Below are 19,978 nucleotides of genomic sequence, written 5' to 3'. Positions count from 1 at the left end.
CGGAGCGAGCGTTCCGGTTGTCAACGAGGAGACGAACATGGAGAAGATGCGCGCGGACGCGCGGCGGAACCGGGCGAAGGTCCTGGCCGCCGCCGAGGAGGCGTTCGCCGCCGACGGGCTGGCCGTGCCCCTCGATGACATCGCGCGGCTCGCCGGCGTCGGCGCGGGCACCGTCTACCGGCACTTCCCCAGCAAGGAAGCGCTCTTCCAGGCCGTCGTCCTCGAGCGCATCCAGCAGTTCGCCGAGGAGGCCCGCGCGCTCGCGGCCGCCGAGGATCCCGGGGCCGTCTTCGTCGACTACTTCGTGCGCGTCATCAAGCAGGCCTCGCTCAACCGCGCCATCTGCGACGCCCTCGCCGAGTCGAGCGGGCACGCCTTCAAGGCCGGGGCGGGCGAGGAGTTCCGGGCCGCGTTCGCCGAACTGCTCGCCCGGGCCCAAGCCGCCGGCGCCATCCGCCGCGACATCGACGGCGACGACCTGCGGGCGCTGATCGTCGGCTGCCTCGCCGCCGAGCGGTACGAGCCCGGGAGCCGTCACCTGGTCCGGGTCGTCGTCGACGGGCTCAAGGCGTCGCCTGCCTGACGTGCTCCCAGCATGAGCACCGCCGAGGCCAGGACCCCGGCCGCCGCGATGTGCAGGGTCACCCGCATCCCGAACGCGCTCGCCAGCACGCCACCCATCAGGCTGCCGAGCGGAGCCGCGCCGTAGATGAACGTCTGGGAGATCGAGTTGACCCGGCCCAGCAGCTCCGGCGGCGCGAGCGTCTGCTGGAACCCGAGGCCGAAGACGCTCAGCACGATCACGCTGTAGCTGGTGAAGAACCCGGCGACGACGTAGCAGGCGAGCGCCCAGCCGCGTCCGGTGAACGGGTACAGCTGGTACGCCAGGCCGAACAGCACCGCCGAACCCCAGAGAGCCCGCGCCTGCCCGAGCCGCTCGCCGAGCCGCCGCGCGGTGAGCCCCGCCGCCAGCGCGCCGGTCAGGGACGCCGTGCCGAGCAGGCCGATCGCCCACGGCGAAAGCCCGACGTCGCGGCTGAGGAAGACGACCACGATCGCCAGGTGGGCCGACTGGAAGAAGCTCGACACGCCCCCGTGCGCGCTGATCGCCAGGAGCACTCGGTTGCCGCGGACCACCCGCAGGCCTTCGGCGATCTCACGCAGCAGCCGCCGCTCCCGGGCGGCCGGGCGCACGTCCGGCGTCTCTATCCGGCGCAGCCAGAGCGCCGACCACAGGTAGCTGACGGCGTCGACCGCCAGCGCCGCGGCGTTGCCCAGCCCCTGGACGATCAGCCCGGCGACACCGGGACCCGCGACCGCCGCCATCGAGCGGTTCGTTTGCAGCCGCGCGTTGGCGTCCGGCAGGTCTTCGCGGGAGACCAGCCGCGGCACGTACGTCTGGTGCGCGATGTCGAAGAACACGCCCAGCAGCCCGACCCCGAGGACGACGGCCAGCAGGTGCGGCAGGCCCAGCACGCCGAGCAGCGCGGCCACCGGGATCGACGCGATCAGCAGCGCGCGCCCGAGGTCCGCGGCGATCAGCACCGGACGGTGGCGCACCCGGTCGCACCACGCGCCGACCTGCAGGCCGAGCACCAGGTAGGGCAGGTATTCCGCGGTCCGGAGCAGCGACACCTCGAAGACCGACGCGCCGAGTGTGGTCACCGCGAGCAGCGGCACCGCCAGCACGTCGATGCGGCTGCCGAGCTGGCTGGCGAGGTCGGCCAGCCAGAGGCGGCGGAAGTCGCGGTTCCCCAGAGCCCCCATGACCCCAAGGTGACACGTGCGCGGGGCGGGCGCAATAAAGTTGAGCCGATAAGACTCAAGGTGCACGGACTGTAACAAGAGTTAAGATCAACGCGAGTTAGTCCTCGAACCTGCGCTCCGCGTGGCGAGGGGGTGCCCGGATGAGTGGCCGACCGACCTGGGGTTCCGCCGCCGTGACCGGGTTGGCGGGCTTCGCCACGGGATTGCTGGTGGCCGCGCTGCTCATCGCCGGCCGCAACACCCCGCGGCCCGCCGAAGTCACCGCGCCGCCGTCCACCAGCGCGACGCGCGCGGAGCCGGTCACGGTGACCGCACCCGTGCCGACCCCGCCGACGGTGACCGCGGTCGAGACGTCCCCGCCGACCACGACCACCCGCGTCGTCGAGGTCACCGTGACCACGTCGCCGACGTCCACCACGCCGACCTCGACGTCCACGCTGCTGCCGTTGACCAGCAGCTGGCGCGACTGACCTAACCGACGTCGCGGCGTCGCCAGCCGACCAGCCCCGCGACCAACGCGACGACCGCGACCGCCGAGAGCCAGACGAGCGGGGTTGCCGTGAACTCCTGGCCCGGCAGCTTCGGTGGGTGCTGGAACGGCGAGACGTCCAGCACCGCCTGCGGCAGGTTCACGACCGGGCCGAACAGGCTCAGCAGCAGCGCCAGCGCGCCGACCGCCCAGGCCGCCGCGGAAAAGCCCGGCAGCAGCCCGAAGATCGTCACCGCCAGCGCGACCACCACCCACGCCGCCGGCAGCTGCACCGCCATTCCGGCGAGCGCGTCGCCGATCGAGCCGCCGACGTCGCCCGTGCGCAACCCGTTGGCCAGTCCCATGAACACGCCGCCGACCAGCAGCAGCAATGCCGTGCCGAAGAACGCGAACAGCAGGTGCCCGCCCGCCCAGCGCAGCTTGCCGACGCTCGTCGCCAGCACCGGCTCGAGCCGGATCGCCGTCTCCTCACTCCGCATCCGCAGCGCCGCCTGGATCCCGTACAGCGACGCGACCATCGCGAACATCCCCGCCATCGCGGCCAGGAACGCCTGCGTCAGCGCGTGGCTGCCGCCGAGTCGTTCGAAGATCTGCTGCGCCTGCGGGCTCGAGCCGACCAGGTCGCCGATGCCGCTGGCGATCGAGCCGAACACCGCGCCGACGACCGCCGTGCCGATCGTCCAGCCGAGGAGCGGCCCGCGGTGCAGGCGCCAGGCCAGTGCCAACGGCGACCGCAGGCTCGCCGCCGCCCGTGCCGGGCCCGGTCGCGGCGGGAGGATGCCGACCCCGACGTCGCGGCGGGGCAGCAGCCAGTACCCGGCCGCGCCGACGACCAGCGTGAACGCGACTGGCAGGAGCAGCACCCACCAGCGTTCCCCGGAGAACGGCCGGACCTGCTGCACCCAGCCGATCGGCGAGAGCCACGACAGCCAGCGAGCGTCCACAGTGGAGTCTCCGGCGCCGCGCAGCAGGAACGCCGCGCCCACGACGGCGGTGCCGATCCCGTTGGCCGTGCGGGAGTATTCGGCGAGCTGGACGGCGACCGCCGCGACGGCCGTGAACACCAAGCCCGCCAACGCTTCCGCCGCGCCGAAGGCCACCGACCCGGCGGTGGGCAGCCCGGCGCCGATCATGGTGACCGCCTGGATCAGCCCGATCAGCACACTCGCTCCGGCGGCCACGAACATCGACGCCGTCAGCGCCGCGTACCGGCCGACGACCGCGGACGCGAGCAGCTCCGCGCGGCCGGTGTCCTCCTCGGCGCGGGTGTGCCGGGTGACGGTGAAGACCACCATCAGCCCGGTGAGCAGCGCGAGGAACCCGCACATGCGCCAGGCGATGAACCCGCCCGCGGTGGTCAGGTCGAACGGCGGCCCGTAGAGCAGCGCGTAGGACGGGTTCGTGTTCGCGCCCGCCTGCAGGGCCAGCCGGTCGGCGACCGTCGGGTAGAACTGGTCGAACGTCTTGACCGTGCTGGCCGGGACGATGCTGAGCAGCACGATCCAGATCGGCAGCACGACTCGGTCGCGGCGCAGCGCGAGCCGGGTGAGGTGCCAGGTGCCCGCGAGTTCGTGCGCGGGCGCGACCTCGGCTTCGGCGCGCGAAAGGGTCGCGGTCATTTCGCGCTCGCCTCGGTCGTGTAGTGCCGCAGGAACAGCTCTTCCAGCGTCGGCGGCTGGCTGACCAGGCTCCGGACGCCGACCTCGGTCAGCTGGCGCAGGGCCTCGTCGAGCGAGCGCGTTTCGACGTCGAACCGGACGCGGTTGCCCTCGACCTTGAGGTCGTGGATGTTGGCCAGCTTCGTCAGGCCGTTCGGCGGCCCGGCGAGCTCGGCGGTGATCGACGTCCGGGTCAGGTGGCGCAGCTCGGCGAGTGTGCCGGACTCGACGGTCTTGCCGTTGCGGATGATGCTGACCTTGTCGCACAGGGCCTCGACCTCGGCGAGGATGTGGCTGGACAGCAGCACCGTGCGGCCCTGCTCGCGCTCCTCCTGGATGGCGTACTGGAACGTCGCCTCCATCAGCGGGTCGAGCCCGGACGTCGGCTCGTCGAGGATCAGCAGGTCGACGCGGGACGCGAGCGCGGCGACGATGGCGACCTTCTGCCGGTTGCCCTTGGAGTACGTGCGCCCCTTCTTCTTCGGGTCGAGGTCGAACCGCTCGATGAGCTCGGCGCGGCGCTTCTCGTCGAGGCCGCCGCGCAACCGCCCGAGCAGGTCGATGACCTCGCCGCCGGAGAGGTTGGGCCACAGGTTGACGTCGCCGGGCACGTAGGCCAGGCGGCGGTGCAGGCTCGCGGCGTCCTTCCAGGGGTCGCCGCCGAGCAGCCGGACGTCCCCCGAGTCCGCGTGGAGCAGGCCGAGCAGGACCCGGACGGTGGTCGACTTGCCTGCCCCGTTGGGGCCGAGGAAGCCGTGCACCTCCCCAGCGGGTACCTGCAGGTCGAGGCCGTCGAGGGCCTTCGTCCGGCCGAACGACTTGTGCAGGTCGATGACCGAAATGGCGTTTTCCATGGTTCGGAAGCTACACTTGGTTCACGAAGTTGTGAAGTTAAGAAAATGTCTAGATTGAGTGATCTTGGGGGACGGGTACGGGAGGATGGGCCGATGACGACGCCTGACACGAAGAGAGACGAAGACGCCGTCCGCCGTTACGTCGAGAGCCTCGGGCTCGTGCTCTCGCAGATCGGGATGCAGCGCATGTCCGCGCGGGTGTTCGCCGCGCTGATGACCACCGACGAAGGCCGCCTGACCGCGGCCGACCTGGCCTCGCAGCTGTCGGTCAGCCCGGCCGCCGTCTCCGGCGCGGTGCGCTACCTCGAACAGATCGGCCTGGTCGCCAAGGAGCGCGAGCCCGGCGAGCGCCGCGACCACTACCGCCTCTACGACGACCTCTGGTACGCCACCTTCCTGAAGCGCGACCGCATGATCAACATGTGGCGCGACGCGGCCGAGAACGGCATCGAAGCGCTCGGCGAGGACACGCCGTCGGGCAAGCGGCTCGCGGAGATGCGGGACTTCCTGTCGTTCATGCTCGAAGAGCTCAACGGCATGTACGAGCGCTGGCACAAGCTCCGCGAGGAGAAGCACGCCTAAAGCGCGGCGAGCAGGGTGTCCGCGAGCCGGTCGGCGAGGTCGGCCGGCTCGCTCTCTTCGAACGTCGCCAGGAACGCCTGCTGGAAGCACGCGCCGAGCAGCAGGGCCGCCGCCGCTTCGACGTCGGTGCCCGCGTCGACCCGGCCGAGCGCCTGCTCGGCACGCAGGTACTTCGCGACGCCGTCGAGCAGCCCACGCGGGCCGTGGCCGCCGAGGCGCTCGCGGTGGGAGCGCAGCAGCTCCCGGGACGAGAACACCGACACCGCGATCGGGAACCCTTCGAGGTAGAAGGCCAGGCCGAGCCGGGCGACGCGGACGACGTTGTCCCGCAACGGCGCGCGTCCCGGGTCGGCGGTCAGCTCGCCCAGTACCGCGCCCAACGCGGGCAGCTCCTCGCCCATCACGCTGAGGAAGAGGTCGGTCTTGTCGCGGAAGTGCTTGTAGAGCATCGCCTCCGAGTAACCCGCCGTCTTCGCGATGACCTTGGTGGTCGCGTGCGCGTAGCCCTGCTCGCGCATCACCTTCGCGGCCGCGGCGACGATCTCTTCGCGGCTTCCCATGGCGGCTCCCTGAGTGCGTTCTCAGCCTGGTTAGTGAACACTCACCCTACCTGGTGAGTGTTCACTAACCGAGGAGGAACCACCATGAAGATCACGGTTCTGGGGGCGACCGGCGGGGTCGGCACCGAGGTCGTCAAGCAGGCGGGCGAACGCGGCTGGCAGGTCACGGCCGTGGTCCGCGACCCGGCCCGGCTGCACGTCCCGGCCGACGTCGTCGTCGCGGGCCTGCACGAGCAGGACAAGCTGACCGCTGCCATCGAAGGCCGCGACGCCGTCATCTCCGCGCTGGGTTCGCGCGAGCGCAAGCCGACCACGGTCTGCGTCGACGGCGCTCGCGCGGCGATCGCGGCCGGGGCCAAGCGCCTGCTGGTGGTCAGCGCCAGCGGGCTGGACGCCGACGGCGACGGCGTCTTCACCCGCGCGCTGGTCAAGCCGCTGCTCAACGCAGTCCTCAAGCACGGCTACGCGGACATGCGCGCGATAGAAGCCCTGGTCATGGCGGCCGATCTCGATTGGACGGTGGTCCGGCCGCCGATGCTGCTCAACGGCTCACGCACCGGTGCCGTCAAGAACCGCCTCGACGGCAACGTCCGCGGCAGCTACACGATCCGGCGCGCCGACGTCGCCGCGTACCTGCTCGACGCCGTGGCGGATCCCACGCTGATCAGGACGAAAGTCTCGATCGCGCACGGATAGCGTCGAGGCATGGTGCTCCTCGCGCAGGCTGTCTACGTCAAGCGGACGACCCCGCGGCTCCCCGGCGCCGCGGGACCCACCGAAGGCCTGGTCCCCGGTGACGGCGAGCCGATCCGCCTGGCCGTCCTCGGCGAATCCACAGTGGACGGCGTCGGCGCGCGCACGCACGAGGAAGCGCTCACCGGCTGCCTCGCTCGCGAGCTGGCCCGCGATGGCCGGGCCGTGCGCTGGCAGGCGGTCGGCCGCACCGGCGCCAACGCGCGGACGGTCCGGGCCGAGCTGGTCCCGCTCGTCGACCCGGCCGACGTCGTCGTGGTCGCCCTCGGCGTCAACGACACCATCGAGCTGCGAACCGCCCCGGCCTACCGCCGCGACCTGCTGGCGCTCGTCGTCGAGCTGCGACGGCGGCTCGGCCCGGTCGACGTCGTCCTGGCCGGGGTCCCGCCGATGTCCCGCTTCCCGGCGCTGCCGCGGCCGCTGCGGGACGTGCTCGCGGCCCGCTCGACCGCGCTCGACGCCGCGGCCGCCGCCGTCGCCCGTGTCCCCGGCGTGCGGCACGTCCCGATGGACCCGGCCCTGCTCGACCCGGCGGCGTTCGCGTCCGACCGCTTCCACCCGGGCCCGGCGGGTTATGCGCGGTGGGCACAAACGCTTGCGCCGCACTGTGCGTGATCAACCACCCGCTGTCCGTCGATCTTCAAAAAAGTTCGGCCGTTCGTGTATCTGGCGGCGGCCCCATTGCGTCCTGTGGAGCAGCCAGCACGAAGAACGCGACAGGGGGTGTCGGGTTCGAAGGAAACGCGGTGGCCGGGAGCCGAGGGGGCTTCCGGACACCGTCGGCCGGGTGCCTTTCGGGGGAGGGGACATCCGGCGGGGTCCGTTGGGGAGCGGGCCCTTGAGGGAGGGGAGTATCGGCCGGCGCGGGTCCACCCGCCCGCGTCGGCCGGTACCTCCCGCAGCGATGTGACCGACGAGCGCGACCGACGAAGTAAGTGACCTTGATGTATCCGAGATCCACCTGCACGCTCCTTCCCCCCGAAGGACCCGCGATACTGCCATTGCCGACTCGAAGACTCTTCCGAAGAGGGGCAGCTACGGTGACCGACGTGCAAACCACAGAGGTGGACCCGCCTTGGGAGGGCCTGACCGGCGCCGAGCTGCACGCCGCCTGCATGCGGGCCGCCCGTGCGGGCGACCGCCGGGCGATGGACCGCCTCGTCGCGGAGCTGACCCCGCTCGTCTGGCACGTCGCCAGGGCCAACGGCCTCGACCGCTCGGTCGCCGAGGACGTGGTCCAGACCGTCTGGCTCGCGCTGTTCAGCCAGCTCGGCAAGCTCCGCGACCCCAAAGCCCTCGCCGCCTGGCTGATCACCACCACCCGCCGCGAGGCCACCCACCCCTTCGGCCGCCGCATGCAGCCCGTGCCGCTGAGCGACGAAGTCGCCGAATCCATGCCGAGCACCCAACCGGCACCCGAAGACGAAGCCGTCCGCGCCGACCGCGACCGCCGGGTCTGGCGCGCCTTCGTCCGGCTGCCCCACCGCTGTCAGGAACTGCTCCGGCTGACCGTCCTCGCGGGCCGCGCGGAGTACCAGCTCGTCGCCGAGGCGCTGCGCATGCCACGCGGCAGCGTCGGCCCGACCAGGGGGCGCTGCCTCGACCAGATGCGCGATCTCCTCGCCAGTGAAGGGGGAAGCCGATGAACGACCTCGGGGCGCCTGGAGAGGCCTTCTCCGACGAGCGGATCCTGGCCGACGTCGGCCGCTTCCTCGACGAGCTGGACCCGCCACCGGACGACCTGGTGCAGCGGGTCCAGTTCGCGCTCGCCCTGGAAGACCTCGACGTCGAGGTCGCCCGGTGGGAGCGGATGGACAACCTGGCCGGCGTGCGCGGCGGCGGCACCGGGACGATCACGTTCACCGTCAGCGACCTGACCGTGATGATCAACCTGACCAAGATGGGCAAGCTGCACCGCATCGACGGCTGGCTGGTGCCCGCCGGGCAGTACGGCGTCGAGGTGCGCGTCGCCGAGCACGGCACGAAGTCCACGACCGCCGACGAAGGCGGCCGGTTCGTGCTCGACAACGTGCCGCGCGGGACGACGCAGATCCTCGTGCACCTCGGGGACGTCTCGTGCCGCCGGACGATCGTGACGCCGACGGTGGTGCTCTAACCCAGGAAGTCGGCCAGGGGGACGGGGGTCAGCCCGTCCTTCTTCGCCTGCTCGACGAACGCCGTGTAGTCCTCTCTGAAGGTCTTGCGGAAGTGCATGAGCACGATGTCGCCGGGCTTGAGCTTGTCGCCGGCCTGGAACTGGACGTGCCCGTCGTTGACCGCGGCCGTCCACAGCACCGCGACACGCATTCCGCACGCGGCCGCCGCGCGCAGCGTGTTCTGGTCGTAGTTGCCGAACGGCGGCCGGAACAGTGACGGCCGGACGCCGAGGCTCTGCTGGAAGTCGTCGGCGTCGGCGCAGATCTCCTGGCGCTGGAACTCGAACGGCTTGCCCTTGAGGTTCGGGTGGTCGACCGTGTGGTCGCCCAGCGTCGCGCCGGTCGCGTCGAGGATCTGCTTGAAGTAGGCCTCGTGGCCCTTCACGTACTTCTCGTTCAGGAACAGCACCGGGTGGGTGCCGTTCTGCTGCATCAGCTTGAGCGCGTCCGGGTCCTTGACCGCGCCGTCGTCCATGGTGAGGAAGACGTACGGCTTGTCGGTGGTGATCCGGCGGACCACGGGGACCTGGCCGTTTTCGATCGCGGGCGCTTTCTGCTGGACCGTGCCGAACGGGTAGGGCGCCGACGTCTTCGGGCCGGGCCCGGCGCCGGGTGCCGGGTTGGGCTGGCTGGTGCCGGGTGGCCGCTGGTCCGGCACGCTCGCCGAACACGCGGTCAACGCCAAGGCCGTCGCGACGACCACCGCTGCGATGCGCTTCATCCACGCCCCCTCTCGGAACTACCCGATCGGGTGACGTGGGGGCGGCGCGCGGAGTTGACCCGGTGTGGCCGGGGCCACCCCGGTCAGCGCCCGGTTTCGGCCGCGCGGGTCCCGCCGGGCTGAAGGGGACCTTGCTGTCATCTGATGCGCTGAAGGGGACTTTCCTCGCATCACATGAGAGGAAAGTCCCCTTCAGCCCGCCGTAGGCCGCCCGGTTTCGGCCGCCTTGACGAGCTTGCCCGAGAACAGCCGGATCACCGCGCGCAGCCCGGCGGCCAGCGCGGGGCCGCTGCCCTTGACCGGCTCGGTGAACGACCCGGTCCACCGCAGGTGCGTGCCGCCGTCGGCGGTCGGGGTGAGGAGTACCTCGGCGCGGTAGTCCTTGATCGGGTTGGCGCCGAAGAACGTGTAGACGTGCTTGCGGCCGGGCTCGTACTCGACCGTCTCCTCGCGGATCAGCACCGGCCACAGCCCGACCTCGCGCACCGCGCCGACGCCGGGGCCCGGACGCTTCCAGCGGGCCTGGACGATGAGTGGCTTTCCCCACTCCGCCCAGCGCGGGCCCTCGGCTTCGCGGGCGAACAACGCCTCCGGCGGTGCCGTGCTCGTGCGGTTGACCTCGAAGGAGAACTTGCGGCCCACCGGAACCTCCCGCGTTGTTGACAGGTTGATAATTAATCGTCTCGGGCAGCGTAGGTCAAGATGGGGGCGTGAGCACGCCGCGCCCCGACCTCGCCGCGCCGCACTGGCTGGTCCAGCTCCTGCGCAGCAAGCCGGTGCCCGTGCCGTGGAACATGGTCGCCCGCGCGGTCGTCGCGCTGGCCGTGCCGCTCGCGGTGGCGTACGCGGCCGGTGACATCGCCGTCGGCGCCCTCATCTCGACCGGTGCCCTGCCCGCCGTGCTGTCCGAATCGGCCGGGCCCTACCGCTACCGCGCCCGGCGCCTCGGCGGCGCGACGCTCGCCGCGACCTGCGGCTACCTCATCGGGCTGCTCACCGGCGGCGTCCCGGCGCTGTCGGTGCCCGCGGTGATCCTGGTCGCCGCGGTGTCCGCGCTGATCAGCGCGGCCGGGAGCAACGCCTCGGTCGCCGGGTTGCAGATGTTCGTCTTCGCCGTGCTCGGCACCGGGCAGCACGCGACCGGCGTCCGCGTCGAAGTGCTCTTCGGCTTCTTCTGCATCGGGGCCGCCTGGAGCTTCCTGGTCGCCCTCGCCAGCTGGACGTTCCGGGCGACCAGTCCCGAACGCACCGCCGTCGCGCACGTCTACGTCGAGCTGGCCGCGATGCTGTCGGCGACCGACGAGGCCGTCTCGCGGGTCGCCCGCCACCGGCTGACCACGGCCATGAACACCGCCTACGACCAGCTGCTCACCGCGCGCTCGTGGCTCTCCGGCCGCGACGCCGCCTACCGGCAGCTGCTCAACCTGCTGTCGGCGACGACGCCCGCGGTCGAGGCGTCGGTGGCGATGGTCAACGCCGGCCGCCGCACGCCGCCGGAGGTCATCGACCACTTCGTCGCGCTGTCGGCGTCGGTGCTGGCCAGCCAGCCGCTGCCGGAACCGCCGCCGATGCCGCCCGAGGACACCGACCCGGTGCTCACCGCGCTCTACGCGGGCCTGGTCCGGATCGGCAAGGGCGACGACCGCAAGCGCCGCGAGCCGACGCCGTGGTACCGCCGCCTCCGCACGTGGGCCGGTTCGCTCGCGTCCGGCCCGCTGACGTGGATCGCCGCGCTGCGGCTGACCCTGTGCGTCGCGATCGCCGAGGTCGTCGGCCTGCTTGTGCCGCTGGAACGGTCGTACTGGATCACCCTGACCGTCGGCATCGTGCTCAAGCCCGACTTCGGTTCGGTCTTCGGCCGCGCGGTGCTGCGCGGCATCGGCACGGTGGTCGGCGTCGGCATCGGCGCCGTGGTGCTCGCCGCCGGCGGGCGCGGCTGGGTGCTGGTCGCGCTGATCGCGATCTTCGCCGGCGGGGTCGCGGTCGGGAAGGTGCGCAACTACGGCGTCCTCAGCGCGTTCGTGACGCCGTTGATCATCCTGCAGATGGACCTGGCCAACACCGGCAGCTGGAACGTCGTGGTGGCGCGGCTGATCGACACCGCGCTCGGCTGCGTGATCGTGCTCGTCTTCGGCTACCTGCTGTGGCCTGGCAGCCGTCGCCCGCAGGTCGGCGGGCGGCTGGCCGACGGGCTGGACGCGGTCGCGAAGTACGTCTCGTGCGCGCTGGTCGAGGCGTCCGGCGGGGAGGCCCGGCTGGCGCGGTCGCGGGCCCGCCGCGGGGCCTACCGGGCGCTAGCCGACCTGCGGACGGCGTTCCAGCAGGTCGTCGTGGAGCCGTCGGCGAACGGCCGCCAAGCCGTGGCGTGGTGGCCGGTGATCGCCGCGCAGGAACGCGTCGCCGACGCCGTCACCGAGGTGGGCGTGACGATCGGGCGGGGTGTGCCGCCGCCGGACCCCGGCGACGTCGAGCTGCTCACCGCCGCTTTGGGTGAACTCGCGTCGGCGGTGCGGGAGCAGCGCGAGCCGCGCTCGATGCCCCTGCCCGACTCGGACCGCCTGTCCGGAGTGGTGGACCAGCTGGAGTCGGCGTTCGACGCCGTCCGCGGCCCCGACCTGGTCGAACGACGGCCGTTGCGGCTGGTCCGGCGGTTCCTGCCCTACCACAGGCGCACGTGAGGATCGTGCTGTTCAATTGCCGCATGGGAATCGACTTCGACGCGTTGAAGGGCAAGGCCGAAGAGGCCCTGCGTGAGCACAACGACAAGATCGAGGAGGGCCTGGACAAGGCGGCGGACTTCGCCAAGTCCAAGTTCTCGGGCCACGACTCGCAGATCGACACCGGCGTCGAGAAGGCCAAGGACTTCCTCAACAAGTTCGACGACACGCCGGACAACCCGCGGTAGCTACTGGACCTCGCCGGTCGCGATCCCGTCGGCGAGCCCGGTGATCCGGCCGCCGCGCTCGCCGAGCGCGATCAGGCCCTGCCGGGCGTCCGGCGCGGACAGGCTGATCCGCACCCCCGCGCGTTCGACGTCGAGGCTGGCCGCGAGGGCCTGCGCGCCCTCGTGGCCCGCGTTGATCGTGGCCGCCAGCCCGCCGGTCGACGCCAGCGAGCCGCGGGCCGCGCCGAGCCGCCCGAGCGCCTCGTCGACGATCGGCAGCAGCGCGTCCCGGTTGCCTTCGGTCATCGCGCGGACGAGCTGCGGGTTCGAGCCCGCGACGCGCGTGCCGTCGCGGTAGGACCCGGCGGCCAGCGACATGGCGAGCGGGCCGCCTTCGGCGCCGATCGTGGCCAGGATCGCCGCGAACAGGTGCGGCAGGTGCGAAATCCGCGCGACGGCTTCGTCGTGGGATTCGGCGGGCAGTGGGACGACGTGCGCCCCGATGTCGAGCGCCAGCTGCGCGACCTCGGCCCAGGCGTCGAGGTCGGTGTCCTCCTCGACCCCGGCCACCCAGGCCGCGCCCTGGAACAGCGACGCGGAACCGGCGAGCCAGCCGGACTTCGACGTCCCCGCCATCGGGTGCCCGCCGACGAACCGCGTGTACGGCACGCGACGGCGGACGGCGTCCAGCACGGGCGCTTTCACGCTGGTCACGTCGGTGAGCAGGCAGTGCGACGCGTGCTGGTTGACCAGCCGCAGCAGGTCTTCGACGGCCGGGAGCGGGACGGCCAGCACGACCATCGCGTCCGCGGCGTGCGCCCGGTGCAGGGCCGCCTCGACGTCGGTGGTGACGTCGAACCCCGCTCTGCTGGCGGCGTCGGCGTCCACTTCGGACACCGCGGCGCCCCACGTCGTGCGGCCGTTCGCGGCCGCCGCGCGCAGCAGCGACCCGCCGATCAGCCCGAGCCCGATCACGCATACGTCTCGCACGGGCCCCATCCTGCCAGTGCGGGACACATCTGTGGCTACAGCGCGGCGGCGAGCCTCGTGCCCTGGTCGATGGCGCGTTTCGCGTCGAGTTCGGCGGCGACGTCGGCCCCGCCGATCAAGTGCACCGGCAGCCCGGCGGCGCGAAGATCGTCGGCGAGGTCCCGCACGGGCTCCTGACCGGCGCAGACGACGACGGTGTCGACCTCGAGCACTCGCGGGGTGCCGTCGACGGTGATGTGCAGGCCGTCGTCGTCGATCCGCTCGTAGGTGACGCCGGGGAGCTGCTCGACGCGCTTGGCCTTGAGCGCGGCGCGGTGCACCCAGCCGGACGTCTTGCCGAGCCCGGCCCCGATCCCGGACTTCTTGCGCTGCAGCAGGTACACCTGCCGCGGCGACGGCTCGGGCTTCGGCGTCGCGAGGCCGCCCGCCGCCTGTTCCGGGTCGGTGACACCCCATTCGGCCATCCACGCGTCGAGGTCGAGCGCGGGCGAATCGGTGTGCGTGAGGAACTCGCTGACGTCTACGCCGATGCCACCGGCGCCGATGACGGCGACCCGCTCGCCGACCGGCTTCCCGTGCTTCACGACGTCGACGTACGAAAGCACCTTCGGGTGCTCGATCCCGGGCAGCGACGGCACGCGCGGCGCGACGCCGGTGGCCAGCACGACCTCGTCGAAGCCCGTCAGCTCGCCCGCGGCGACGCGGGTGCCGAGGTGCACCTTCACGCCGGTGACTTCGAGCCGCCGCTGGTAGTAGCGGATCGTCTCGGCGAACTCCTCCTTGCCGGGGATCTTCCGCGCGATGCCGAACTGGCCGCCGATTTCGTCGTCGGCTTCGAACAGTTCGACGTCGTGGCCGCGTTCGGCGAGCGCGGTCGCGGCCGCCAGCCCGGCGGGACCCGCGCCGACGACGGCGACGTGCTTCGACCGCCGCGTCGGCGCGAGCGTCAGCGTCGTCTCGTGACCCGCGCGCGGGTTGACCATGCACGACACGAGCTTGCGCTTGAAGGCGTGGTCGAGGCAGGCCTGGTTGCAGGCGATGCAGGTGTTGATCTCGTCCTCGCGCCCGGTCTCGGCCTTGCGGATCCACTCGGGGTCGGCGAGGAACGGTCGCGCCATCGACACGAGGTCGGCGTCGCCGCTGCGCAAGGCTTCCTCGGCGACCTGCGGCATGTTGATCCGGTTCGAGGTGACGACCGGGATGCCGACGTGCGGCTTGAGCTTCCCGGTCACCCACGTGAAAGCGGCGCGCGGCACCGACGTGACGATCGTCGGCACGCGGGCCTCGTGCCAGCCGATGCCGGTGTTGATGATGGTCGCCCCGGCGGCTTCGACCTCCTTCGCGAGCGCGACGACGTCGTCCCAGCGCTGGCCACCGGGGACGAGGTCGAGCATGGAGAGCCGGTAGATGATGATGAAGTCGGCGCCGACCTTTTCCCGCGTGCGCTTGACGATCTCGACGGCGAACCGGCGGCGCTTCTCGGGCGTGCCGCCCCAGGCGTCGGTGCGCTTGTTGGTGCGCTCGGCCAGGAACTGGTTGATCAGGTAGCCCTCGGAGCCCATGATCTCGACGCCGTCGTAGCCCGCTTCGCGTGCGAGAGCGGCGCAGTCGGCGAAGGCGTTGATCTGCTGACGCACGCCGTAGCCGGTCAGCGCGCGGGGCCGGAACGGGTTGATCGGCGCCTTGATGCTTGACGCGGACACGCTCAGCGGGTGGTAGGCGTACCGGCCCGCGTGCAGGACCTGCAGGGCGATCTTGCCGCCCGCGTCGTGCACCGGCGCGGTCAGCTGCCGGTGCCGGCGCGCCTCGGCGGACGTCGTCAGCTTCGACGCGAGCGGCAGCAGCCAACCGGTGCGGTTGGGCGCGAACCCGCCGGTGACGATCAGGCCGACGCCGCCGCGAGCGCGTTCCGCGTAGTACTCGGCGAGTTCCGGGAAGTGCGCCGCCTTGTCCTCGAGGCCGGTGTGCATCGACCCCATGAGCACGCGGTTGCGCAGGGTCGTGAAGCCGAGGTCGAGCGGCGACAGCAGGTTCGGGTACGGGGTCATCAGGCGTCCTTGGTGTGGTGGAGGGCGGCGAGGACTTCGTCGAACCACTCGACCTGGCCCTCTTCGACGCGGATGCCGCCACGCAGGACCAGGTACTGGTGCAGGTGCTGCCCGCTCAGCGCGGCCGGAGCGGGGAAGTCGCGCTTCTCGATCTGGCGGTAGACGTCGAGGCGTTCGGCGTGCTTCGCGCGGTGCCGCCGGATCTCCTCGGCCACGGCGTGCGGGTCGCCGAAGGTCGCGCCGCGGATCTTCACGGCGAGTTCGACCGGCCCGGCGCCCGGATCGGGTTCGGCGAGCCAGCGGACCAGTTCGGCGCGGCCGTCGTCGCTGACCGTGTAGACCTTCTTGTCCGGCCGCCCGGACTGCGCGACGACGTCGACGGCCACCCAGCCCGCCTCTTCCATCCGCTTCAGCACGCGGTAGATCTGCTGGTGGGTGGCGCTCCAGAACAACCCGATCGACTTCTCGAACCGGCGCGTCAGCTCGTAGCCCGAACCGGCGCGCTCGGACAGCGAGACGAGGATCGCGTGCTCCAGTGCCATGGTGGCACTGTCCTATGCAACGAGTTGCAGTGCAACGAGGCGCGCATCACTTCACCCCGTCAGGGGGATAAATCGGGTCGACTTCGCGCGCGAAAAGACCAGGATGGAAAGGGTGCACCCGGTACTCGAACTCATCTCCGAACGGATGGCGGCGGGCAGTGTCCCGGGAGAACGCACCGACGGCAGGCGCCTCGCGCTGGCCATCGAAGGCGGCAGCAGTCGCGGCACCTACTCCAGCGGCATGGTCCTCGCGCTCGACGAACTGGGCGTCACCCCGGCGTTCGACGCCGTCTACGGCTCGTCGGCGGGTGCGCTGAACGGCGCCTGGCTGCTCTGCGGCCGCTCGTCGACCGGCGTCCGCACGTGGTGGAACCCGGTGGTCATGCGCCGGATCATCAACCCGCTGCACACCCTGCGCGGCCGCGCGGTGATCGACCTCGAGTACCTCGTCCACCAGGTGTATTCGGTGCTGGAGCCGATGGACTTCCCGGCGATCCTGGCCAACCCGGTGACCTTCCACCCGCTGGCCACCGACGCCGACACGGGGGAGTCGACCGACCTGCACCCTTTTCTGTCCGATGTGGACGCGATCAAGGTGGCGCTCGCGGCGTCGTCGTGCATGCCGGTGCTGGCGGGGCCGCCGATCCCGATGGCGGGCCGCCGGTTCGTCGACGCGGGCGTCGCCGAGCCGATCCCGTACCGGACGGCCCTGGCACAGGACGCGACCGACGTGCTCGTGCTGCGCACCCGCCGCGCCGACGAGCTGCCGCTGCCACCCCCGCGCGTCCACGACGTCGTCGTCCCGCGGTTCCTGCGCCGCCAAGCCCCGGGCGCGATCCCCGCGTGGCGCGACACCTACCGCCGCGACGTCGAGGACGAGGAAGTCCTCGCGACCGACCCGCGCATCCTCAGCATCCGCCCGCCCGCGGGGTCGCCGGACGTGCAGGTGCTGGAGCGCGATCCCGAGGTGCTGCGCAAGGCCGTCGAACTCGGCAAGAGTGCGGTCCTCGACGTGCTGGAAGGCCTGCGCGAAGCGTCGTGACCCGCGCTCACGCGGGCGAAAGCGCGTCCCGGTAGGCGTTCACGGCCTCGGTCAGCCGGTCCAGCTCGCCGCGCATCCGGGCGAGCCCGGCGTCGTCCAGGCCCATCGCGTCACCGATGACGTCCGGGACGTTCACGGCCTTCTCGCGCAACGCCTTCCCGGCGGCGGTGAGGCTGACCCGCACCGAGCGCTCGTCGTCGGCCTGCCGGTTCCGCTCCACGAGCCCGGTCGCGGCGAGCCGCTTGAGCAGCGGCGACAGCGTGCCGGAGTCGAGGTTCAGCTCGGCGCCGAGCTCCTTGACCAGGCGGTCGTCGCGCTCCCACAGCGCCAGCATCACGAGGTACTGGGGGTAGGTGAGGTCGAGTTCCGCCAGGACGACCCGGTACAGGGACGTCACCGCGCGCGACGCCGAGTACAGGCCGAAGCAGAGCTGGTCGTCCAGTCGCAGGGAAGCCATGGCGTCCTCCTCTCTCGTAACACTCCATGCTCCCGGACGTTCTTGAGCGCCGCAACTTAAGTGCGCTACATCTCATTGGACGTCATTCAGTTGTGCACAACTCAGTTGCGAGCTACCTTCATGGCATCAGCTCGCACCGAGGAGGACGACATGACCGCCAACCCGCACAACCTGGCCCTCGAACCGGCCGCGCAGGCGTTCGCCGAGGCCACCGACCAGCCGCCGTACCTGTTCCAGCTGCCACCGGCCGAAGGGCGCAAGGCCGTCGACGGCGTCCAGGACGGCGACGTCGCCATGGCTCCCGCCGAGATCGAGGTGCTCAACGTCCCGGGCGGCCCGAACGGTGAAGTCGAGACGCGGATCGTCCGGCCCGCCGGCGTCGAGGGTCCGCTGCCGGTGATCGTCTACATCCACGGCGCCGGCTGGGTGTTCGGCGACTTCCACACCCACGAGCGCCTGGTGCGCGAGCTCGCCGCCGGTGTCGGCGCGGCCGTCGTCTTCCCCGAGTACAGCCGCTCGCCCGAGGCCCGCTACCCGGTCGCCATCGAGGAGAACTACGCGGTCGCGAAGTGGGTTGCGGCGAACGGCGCGTCGAAAGGTCTGGACACCTCGCGCATCGCGATCGCGGGCGACTCCGTCGGCGGGAACATGACCGCGGCCCTGACCCTGTTGGCCAAGCAGCGCGGCGACGTCACCTTCAAGCAGCAGGTGCTCTTCTACCCGGTCACCGACGCGAACTTCGACACCGCTTCGTACGAGCAGTTCGCCGAGGGCTACTTCCTCGGCCGCGAAGGCATGAAGTGGTTCTGGGACCAGTACACGACCGACGCCGCCCAGCGCGCCGAGATCACCGCGTCCCCGCTGCGCGCGTCCCTCGACGAGCTCGCCGGGCTGCCTCCGGCCCTCGTGATCACCGGTGAGGCGGACGTGCTTCGCGACGAAGGCGAGGCGTACGCGGCGAAGCTGCGTCAGGCCGGGGTGCCCGTCACGGCCGTCCGGTACCAGGGCATCATCCACGACTTCGTGATGGTGAACGCGCTTCGCGAAACCCACGCCGCCGAGGCCGCGATCACCCAGGCGATCACCGTGCTTTCCCGCGCTTTCGCGAAATAACTGAGAAATCGCTGAGTGAGTCCCACGTTGCGGCCCTATGACAGAACTCACAGGGCCGCAACGTGGACGGGCCTTCAAACGTGATATATGTGCGAGTCCCGGCCGGATCCGGGCGCGCGTTTTCCGCCCGCCCGGAAGGACCACTCCCATGCACCTGAGCAGCATCCGGCTCGATTCGCCGGTCACCATGATCGTCGTGGTCGTGCTGACGCTGCTCGCGATCATCGCGGTCCCGTGGTTCTGGGACCGCTGGCAGCGCAAGCGGTTGTGGCGCAGCGCCACGATCCTGCTCGCCGTCGTGCTCCTGGTCCTCACCACCGGACTGGCCGGCAACCTGATCGGCGGTTTCTTCCCGACGCTCGGTTCGCTGCTCGGCACCGGCGTCTATTCCGCGCCGGGAACCGACGCCGAAGCCGCGCAAAACGGCGAGGACCTCGAAAAGCTGCGCGACACCGGGATAGCGCACGCCCGGGACGGAAAAGGCACCGTCGTCCACATGAAGGTGTCCGGGCGGCGCACCAAGCTCACCCGCGACGTCACTGTCTACCTGCCGCCGCAGTACTTCGACGCGGCGTACAAGGAACTGCGGTTCCCGGCGGTCGAATGGATCCCGAACTACCCGTCCGGGCCCGAAGTCTTCACCAGCGGCTACCACCTGCCGGAGCAGCTCGACGCGGCGATCGCGAAGATGGTCCTGCCGCCGACGGTCGTGATCGTGCCCGACCCGACCGGCGTGCCGAAGGTCGGCCACGACACCGAGTGCGTCGACGAGGTCAACGGCACCGCGAACGACACCTACCTGACGGCGGACCTGCGCGACTGGGCCCTGCGGAAGCTCGGCGTCTCGCCGAACCGGCGGGCGTGGACGATCGCGGGCTGGTCGTCCGGCGGGTACTGCGCGATGAACCTGGTGACCCGGCACCCGCAGTGGTACGGCCAGGCGGTCAGCGTCAGCGGCTACGACAAGGCCCAGGTCGACGCGGAGACCGAAGACCTGTTCCGCGGGCGCCAGGACATCAACGACGCCAACAACGTCCGCGTGAACGTGCGCCTCCACCCGTCGCCGGTCGACATCCTGGCGATCTCGGGGGACAAGGAGAACTACGAGAGCTTCGCGATCGACCAGATCCGCGCGGCGGCCCGGCCGCCGATCCAGTTCTCGTCATGGCGGATCCCGGACGCCGGCCACAACATGAACACCTTCAAGTCCCAGATCCCCGACGTCCTGGCCTGGATCGGCGCTCACACGGCGGGCCCGGCCCCGGCGGGACGGCAGGTCGAGACCACCGGCGGCGTGCTGCCGTGGCCGCTGCCGCGCTCGGGCGCGCACGGCGCGTTGGCCGACACGGACCAGTAGCGCG

22 protein-coding genes are annotated in these 19,978 nt (G+C 71.4%); 12 read left to right on the top strand and 10 right to left on the bottom strand.

The window, feature by feature from the left end; all coding sequences use genetic code 11:
* Window positions 1–37: 37 nt before the first annotated feature.
* The gene (locus QP939_RS12000) at window positions 38–583 is read left to right on the top strand and encodes a TetR/AcrR family transcriptional regulator (protein WP_285456815.1); all 546 of its coding nucleotides are present in this window, start codon (window positions 38–40) and stop codon (window positions 581–583) included.
* On the opposite strand, the gene QP939_RS11995 is transcribed toward QP939_RS12000, so the two are convergent.
* A complete protein-coding gene (locus QP939_RS11995) occupies window positions 535–1,767 on the bottom strand; it encodes an MFS transporter (protein ID WP_285456813.1) in 1,233 nt (410 codons plus the stop codon). The genes QP939_RS12000 and QP939_RS11995 overlap by 49 nt on opposite strands.
* A 140-nt stretch (window positions 1,768–1,907) precedes the next feature.
* On the opposite strand from QP939_RS11995, the gene QP939_RS11990 reads away from it, so the two are divergent.
* Window positions 1,908–2,237, top strand: coding sequence for a hypothetical protein (locus tag QP939_RS11990; RefSeq protein WP_285456811.1), 330 nt, complete (start codon window positions 1,908–1,910; stop codon window positions 2,235–2,237).
* Between the two features lies 1 nt (window position 2,238).
* Here the strand turns inward: QP939_RS11990 and QP939_RS11985 are convergent, their stop codons facing one another.
* Together QP939_RS11985 and QP939_RS11980 are read right to left on the bottom strand one after the other, a co-directional pair.
* On the bottom strand, window positions 2,239–3,876 hold the full coding sequence (locus QP939_RS11985; protein ID WP_285456810.1) for an ABC transporter permease: 1,638 nt from the start codon (window positions 3,874–3,876) through the stop codon (window positions 2,239–2,241).
* Complete coding sequence (locus tag QP939_RS11980; RefSeq protein ID WP_285456808.1) at window positions 3,873–4,769, bottom strand: ABC transporter ATP-binding protein; 897 nt, start codon at window positions 4,767–4,769, stop codon at window positions 3,873–3,875. Before QP939_RS11980 ends, QP939_RS11985 begins: the two co-directional genes overlap by 4 nt.
* A 93-nt stretch (window positions 4,770–4,862) precedes the next feature.
* On the opposite strand from QP939_RS11980, the gene QP939_RS11975 reads away from it, so the two are divergent.
* Window positions 4,863–5,351, top strand: a complete 489-nt coding sequence (locus QP939_RS11975) for a GbsR/MarR family transcriptional regulator (RefSeq protein ID WP_285456807.1) — start codon at window positions 4,863–4,865, stop codon at window positions 5,349–5,351.
* On the opposite strand, the gene QP939_RS11970 is transcribed toward QP939_RS11975, so the two are convergent.
* Window positions 5,348–5,911: a TetR/AcrR family transcriptional regulator gene (locus tag QP939_RS11970; RefSeq protein WP_285456806.1), complete on the bottom strand. Its 564-nt coding sequence runs from the start codon at window positions 5,909–5,911 to the stop codon at window positions 5,348–5,350. The genes QP939_RS11975 and QP939_RS11970 overlap by 4 nt on opposite strands.
* A gap of 84 nt (window positions 5,912–5,995) precedes the next feature.
* Between QP939_RS11970 and QP939_RS11965 the strand changes: the two genes are divergently transcribed.
* The 4 genes from QP939_RS11965 to QP939_RS11950 all read left to right on the top strand — a co-directional run bounded on the left by QP939_RS11965 (window position 5,996) and on the right by QP939_RS11950 (window position 8,780).
* Window positions 5,996–6,607, top strand: a complete 612-nt coding sequence (locus tag QP939_RS11965; RefSeq protein WP_285456805.1) for an NAD(P)-dependent oxidoreductase — start codon at window positions 5,996–5,998, stop codon at window positions 6,605–6,607.
* A gap of 9 nt (window positions 6,608–6,616) precedes the next feature.
* Window positions 6,617–7,279 (top strand): SGNH/GDSL hydrolase family protein, encoded by a 663-nt coding sequence (locus tag QP939_RS11960; RefSeq protein ID WP_285456803.1) that lies wholly within the window; start codon window positions 6,617–6,619, stop codon window positions 7,277–7,279.
* A gap of 425 nt (window positions 7,280–7,704) precedes the next feature.
* Complete coding sequence (locus QP939_RS11955) at window positions 7,705–8,310, top strand: RNA polymerase sigma factor (protein ID WP_285456801.1); 606 nt, start codon at window positions 7,705–7,707, stop codon at window positions 8,308–8,310.
* Window positions 8,307–8,780 (top strand): carboxypeptidase regulatory-like domain-containing protein, encoded by a 474-nt coding sequence (locus QP939_RS11950; RefSeq protein ID WP_285456800.1) that lies wholly within the window; start codon window positions 8,307–8,309, stop codon window positions 8,778–8,780. Before QP939_RS11955 ends, QP939_RS11950 begins: the two co-directional genes overlap by 4 nt.
* Here the strand turns inward: QP939_RS11950 and QP939_RS11945 are convergent.
* Together QP939_RS11945 and QP939_RS11940 are read right to left on the bottom strand one after the other, a co-directional pair.
* On the bottom strand, window positions 8,777–9,523 hold the full coding sequence (locus QP939_RS11945; RefSeq protein WP_285459720.1) for a polysaccharide deacetylase family protein: 747 nt from the start codon (window positions 9,521–9,523) through the stop codon (window positions 8,777–8,779). The two genes, QP939_RS11950 and QP939_RS11945, sit on opposite strands and share 4 nt — an antisense overlap.
* Before the next feature lie 210 nt (window positions 9,524–9,733).
* Entirely contained in the window at window positions 9,734–10,183 is a 450-nt protein-coding gene (locus tag QP939_RS11940; protein WP_285456799.1) for an SRPBCC family protein, read from the bottom strand.
* Window positions 10,184–10,251: 68 nt separating this feature from the next.
* Here QP939_RS11940 and QP939_RS11935 point away from each other — a divergent pair, with 68 nt between their 5' ends.
* Both QP939_RS11935 and QP939_RS11930 read left to right on the top strand, forming a co-directional pair.
* Window positions 10,252–12,219 carry an FUSC family protein gene (locus QP939_RS11935; RefSeq protein ID WP_285456798.1) on the top strand — a complete coding sequence of 656 codons (1,968 nt, stop codon included), beginning with the start codon at window positions 10,252–10,254 and terminating at the stop codon, window positions 12,217–12,219.
* 23 nt (window positions 12,220–12,242) lie between these two features.
* A complete protein-coding gene (locus QP939_RS11930; protein WP_285456796.1) occupies window positions 12,243–12,446 on the top strand; it encodes an antitoxin in 204 nt (67 codons plus the stop codon).
* Here the strand turns inward: QP939_RS11930 and QP939_RS11925 are convergent, their stop codons facing one another.
* The 3 genes from QP939_RS11925 to QP939_RS11915 are packed head-to-tail and all read right to left on the bottom strand — an operon-like array spanning window position 12,447 to window position 16,005.
* Complete coding sequence (locus QP939_RS11925) at window positions 12,447–13,400, bottom strand: prephenate dehydrogenase (protein WP_285459719.1); 954 nt, start codon at window positions 13,398–13,400, stop codon at window positions 12,447–12,449.
* A 50-nt stretch (window positions 13,401–13,450) separates the two neighbouring features.
* Window positions 13,451–15,463 carry an NADPH-dependent 2,4-dienoyl-CoA reductase gene (locus tag QP939_RS11920; protein ID WP_285456794.1) on the bottom strand — a complete coding sequence of 671 codons (2,013 nt, stop codon included), beginning with the start codon at window positions 15,461–15,463 and terminating at the stop codon, window positions 13,451–13,453.
* Window positions 15,463–16,005: a PadR family transcriptional regulator gene (locus QP939_RS11915; protein WP_285456793.1), complete on the bottom strand. Its 543-nt coding sequence runs from the start codon at window positions 16,003–16,005 to the stop codon at window positions 15,463–15,465. The genes QP939_RS11920 and QP939_RS11915 overlap by 1 nt, the downstream gene beginning before the upstream one ends.
* 103 nt (window positions 16,006–16,108) lie before the next feature.
* On the opposite strand from QP939_RS11915, the gene QP939_RS11910 reads away from it, so the two are divergent.
* On the top strand, window positions 16,109–17,047 hold the full coding sequence (locus tag QP939_RS11910; RefSeq protein WP_285456791.1) for a patatin-like phospholipase family protein: 939 nt from the start codon (window positions 16,109–16,111) through the stop codon (window positions 17,045–17,047).
* 7 nt (window positions 17,048–17,054) lie between these two features.
* On the opposite strand, the gene QP939_RS11905 is transcribed toward QP939_RS11910, so the two are convergent.
* On the bottom strand, window positions 17,055–17,504 hold the full coding sequence (locus QP939_RS11905; protein WP_285456789.1) for a MarR family winged helix-turn-helix transcriptional regulator: 450 nt from the start codon (window positions 17,502–17,504) through the stop codon (window positions 17,055–17,057).
* A gap of 150 nt (window positions 17,505–17,654) precedes the next feature.
* Here QP939_RS11905 and QP939_RS11900 point away from each other — a divergent pair, with 150 nt between their 5' ends.
* Both QP939_RS11900 and QP939_RS11895 read left to right on the top strand, forming a co-directional pair.
* Window positions 17,655–18,617 (top strand): alpha/beta hydrolase, encoded by a 963-nt coding sequence (locus QP939_RS11900; protein ID WP_285456788.1) that lies wholly within the window; start codon window positions 17,655–17,657, stop codon window positions 18,615–18,617.
* 148 nt (window positions 18,618–18,765) lie between these two features.
* The gene (locus QP939_RS11895) at window positions 18,766–19,974 is read left to right on the top strand and encodes an alpha/beta hydrolase (protein ID WP_285456787.1); all 1,209 of its coding nucleotides are present in this window, start codon (window positions 18,766–18,768) and stop codon (window positions 19,972–19,974) included.
* Window positions 19,975–19,978 lie beyond the last annotated feature (4 nt).

Source organism: Amycolatopsis nalaikhensis, assembly GCF_030264295.1.
GTDB classification, from domain to species: Bacteria; Actinomycetota; Actinomycetes; order Mycobacteriales; family Pseudonocardiaceae; genus Amycolatopsis; species Amycolatopsis nalaikhensis.
This window is presented reverse-complemented; position numbering and strand designations above follow the sequence as displayed.

Coding starts and splice junctions, on each gene's coding strand:
- QP939_RS11975 (WP_285456807.1), top strand. CDS start 4,863: ATGACGACGCCTGACACGAAGAGAGACGAAGACGCCGTCCGCCGTTAC.
- QP939_RS11965 (WP_285456805.1), top strand. CDS start 5,996: ATGAAGATCACGGTTCTGGGGGCGACCGGCGGGGTCGGCACCGAGGTC.
- QP939_RS11920 (WP_285456794.1), bottom strand. CDS start 15,463: ATGACCCCGTACCCGAACCTGCTGTCGCCGCTCGACCTCGGCTTCACG.
- QP939_RS11960 (WP_285456803.1), top strand. CDS start 6,617: ATGGTGCTCCTCGCGCAGGCTGTCTACGTCAAGCGGACGACCCCGCGG.
- QP939_RS11915 (WP_285456793.1), bottom strand. CDS start 16,005: ATGGCACTGGAGCACGCGATCCTCGTCTCGCTGTCCGAGCGCGCCGGT.
- QP939_RS11910 (WP_285456791.1), top strand. CDS start 16,109: ATGGAAAGGGTGCACCCGGTACTCGAACTCATCTCCGAACGGATGGCG.
- QP939_RS11990 (WP_285456811.1), top strand. CDS start 1,908: ATGAGTGGCCGACCGACCTGGGGTTCCGCCGCCGTGACCGGGTTGGCG.
- QP939_RS11980 (WP_285456808.1), bottom strand. CDS start 4,769: ATGGAAAACGCCATTTCGGTCATCGACCTGCACAAGTCGTTCGGCCGG.
- QP939_RS11970 (WP_285456806.1), bottom strand. CDS start 5,911: ATGGGAAGCCGCGAAGAGATCGTCGCCGCGGCCGCGAAGGTGATGCGC.
- QP939_RS11930 (WP_285456796.1), top strand. CDS start 12,243: ATGGGAATCGACTTCGACGCGTTGAAGGGCAAGGCCGAAGAGGCCCTG.
- QP939_RS11900 (WP_285456788.1), top strand. CDS start 17,655: ATGACCGCCAACCCGCACAACCTGGCCCTCGAACCGGCCGCGCAGGCG.
- QP939_RS11995 (WP_285456813.1), bottom strand. CDS start 1,767: ATGGGGGCTCTGGGGAACCGCGACTTCCGCCGCCTCTGGCTGGCCGAC.
- QP939_RS11895 (WP_285456787.1), top strand. CDS start 18,766: ATGCACCTGAGCAGCATCCGGCTCGATTCGCCGGTCACCATGATCGTC.
- QP939_RS11950 (WP_285456800.1), top strand. CDS start 8,307: ATGAACGACCTCGGGGCGCCTGGAGAGGCCTTCTCCGACGAGCGGATC.
- QP939_RS11905 (WP_285456789.1), bottom strand. CDS start 17,504: ATGGCTTCCCTGCGACTGGACGACCAGCTCTGCTTCGGCCTGTACTCG.
- QP939_RS12000 (WP_285456815.1), top strand. CDS start 38: ATGGAGAAGATGCGCGCGGACGCGCGGCGGAACCGGGCGAAGGTCCTG.
- QP939_RS11985 (WP_285456810.1), bottom strand. CDS start 3,876: ATGACCGCGACCCTTTCGCGCGCCGAAGCCGAGGTCGCGCCCGCGCAC.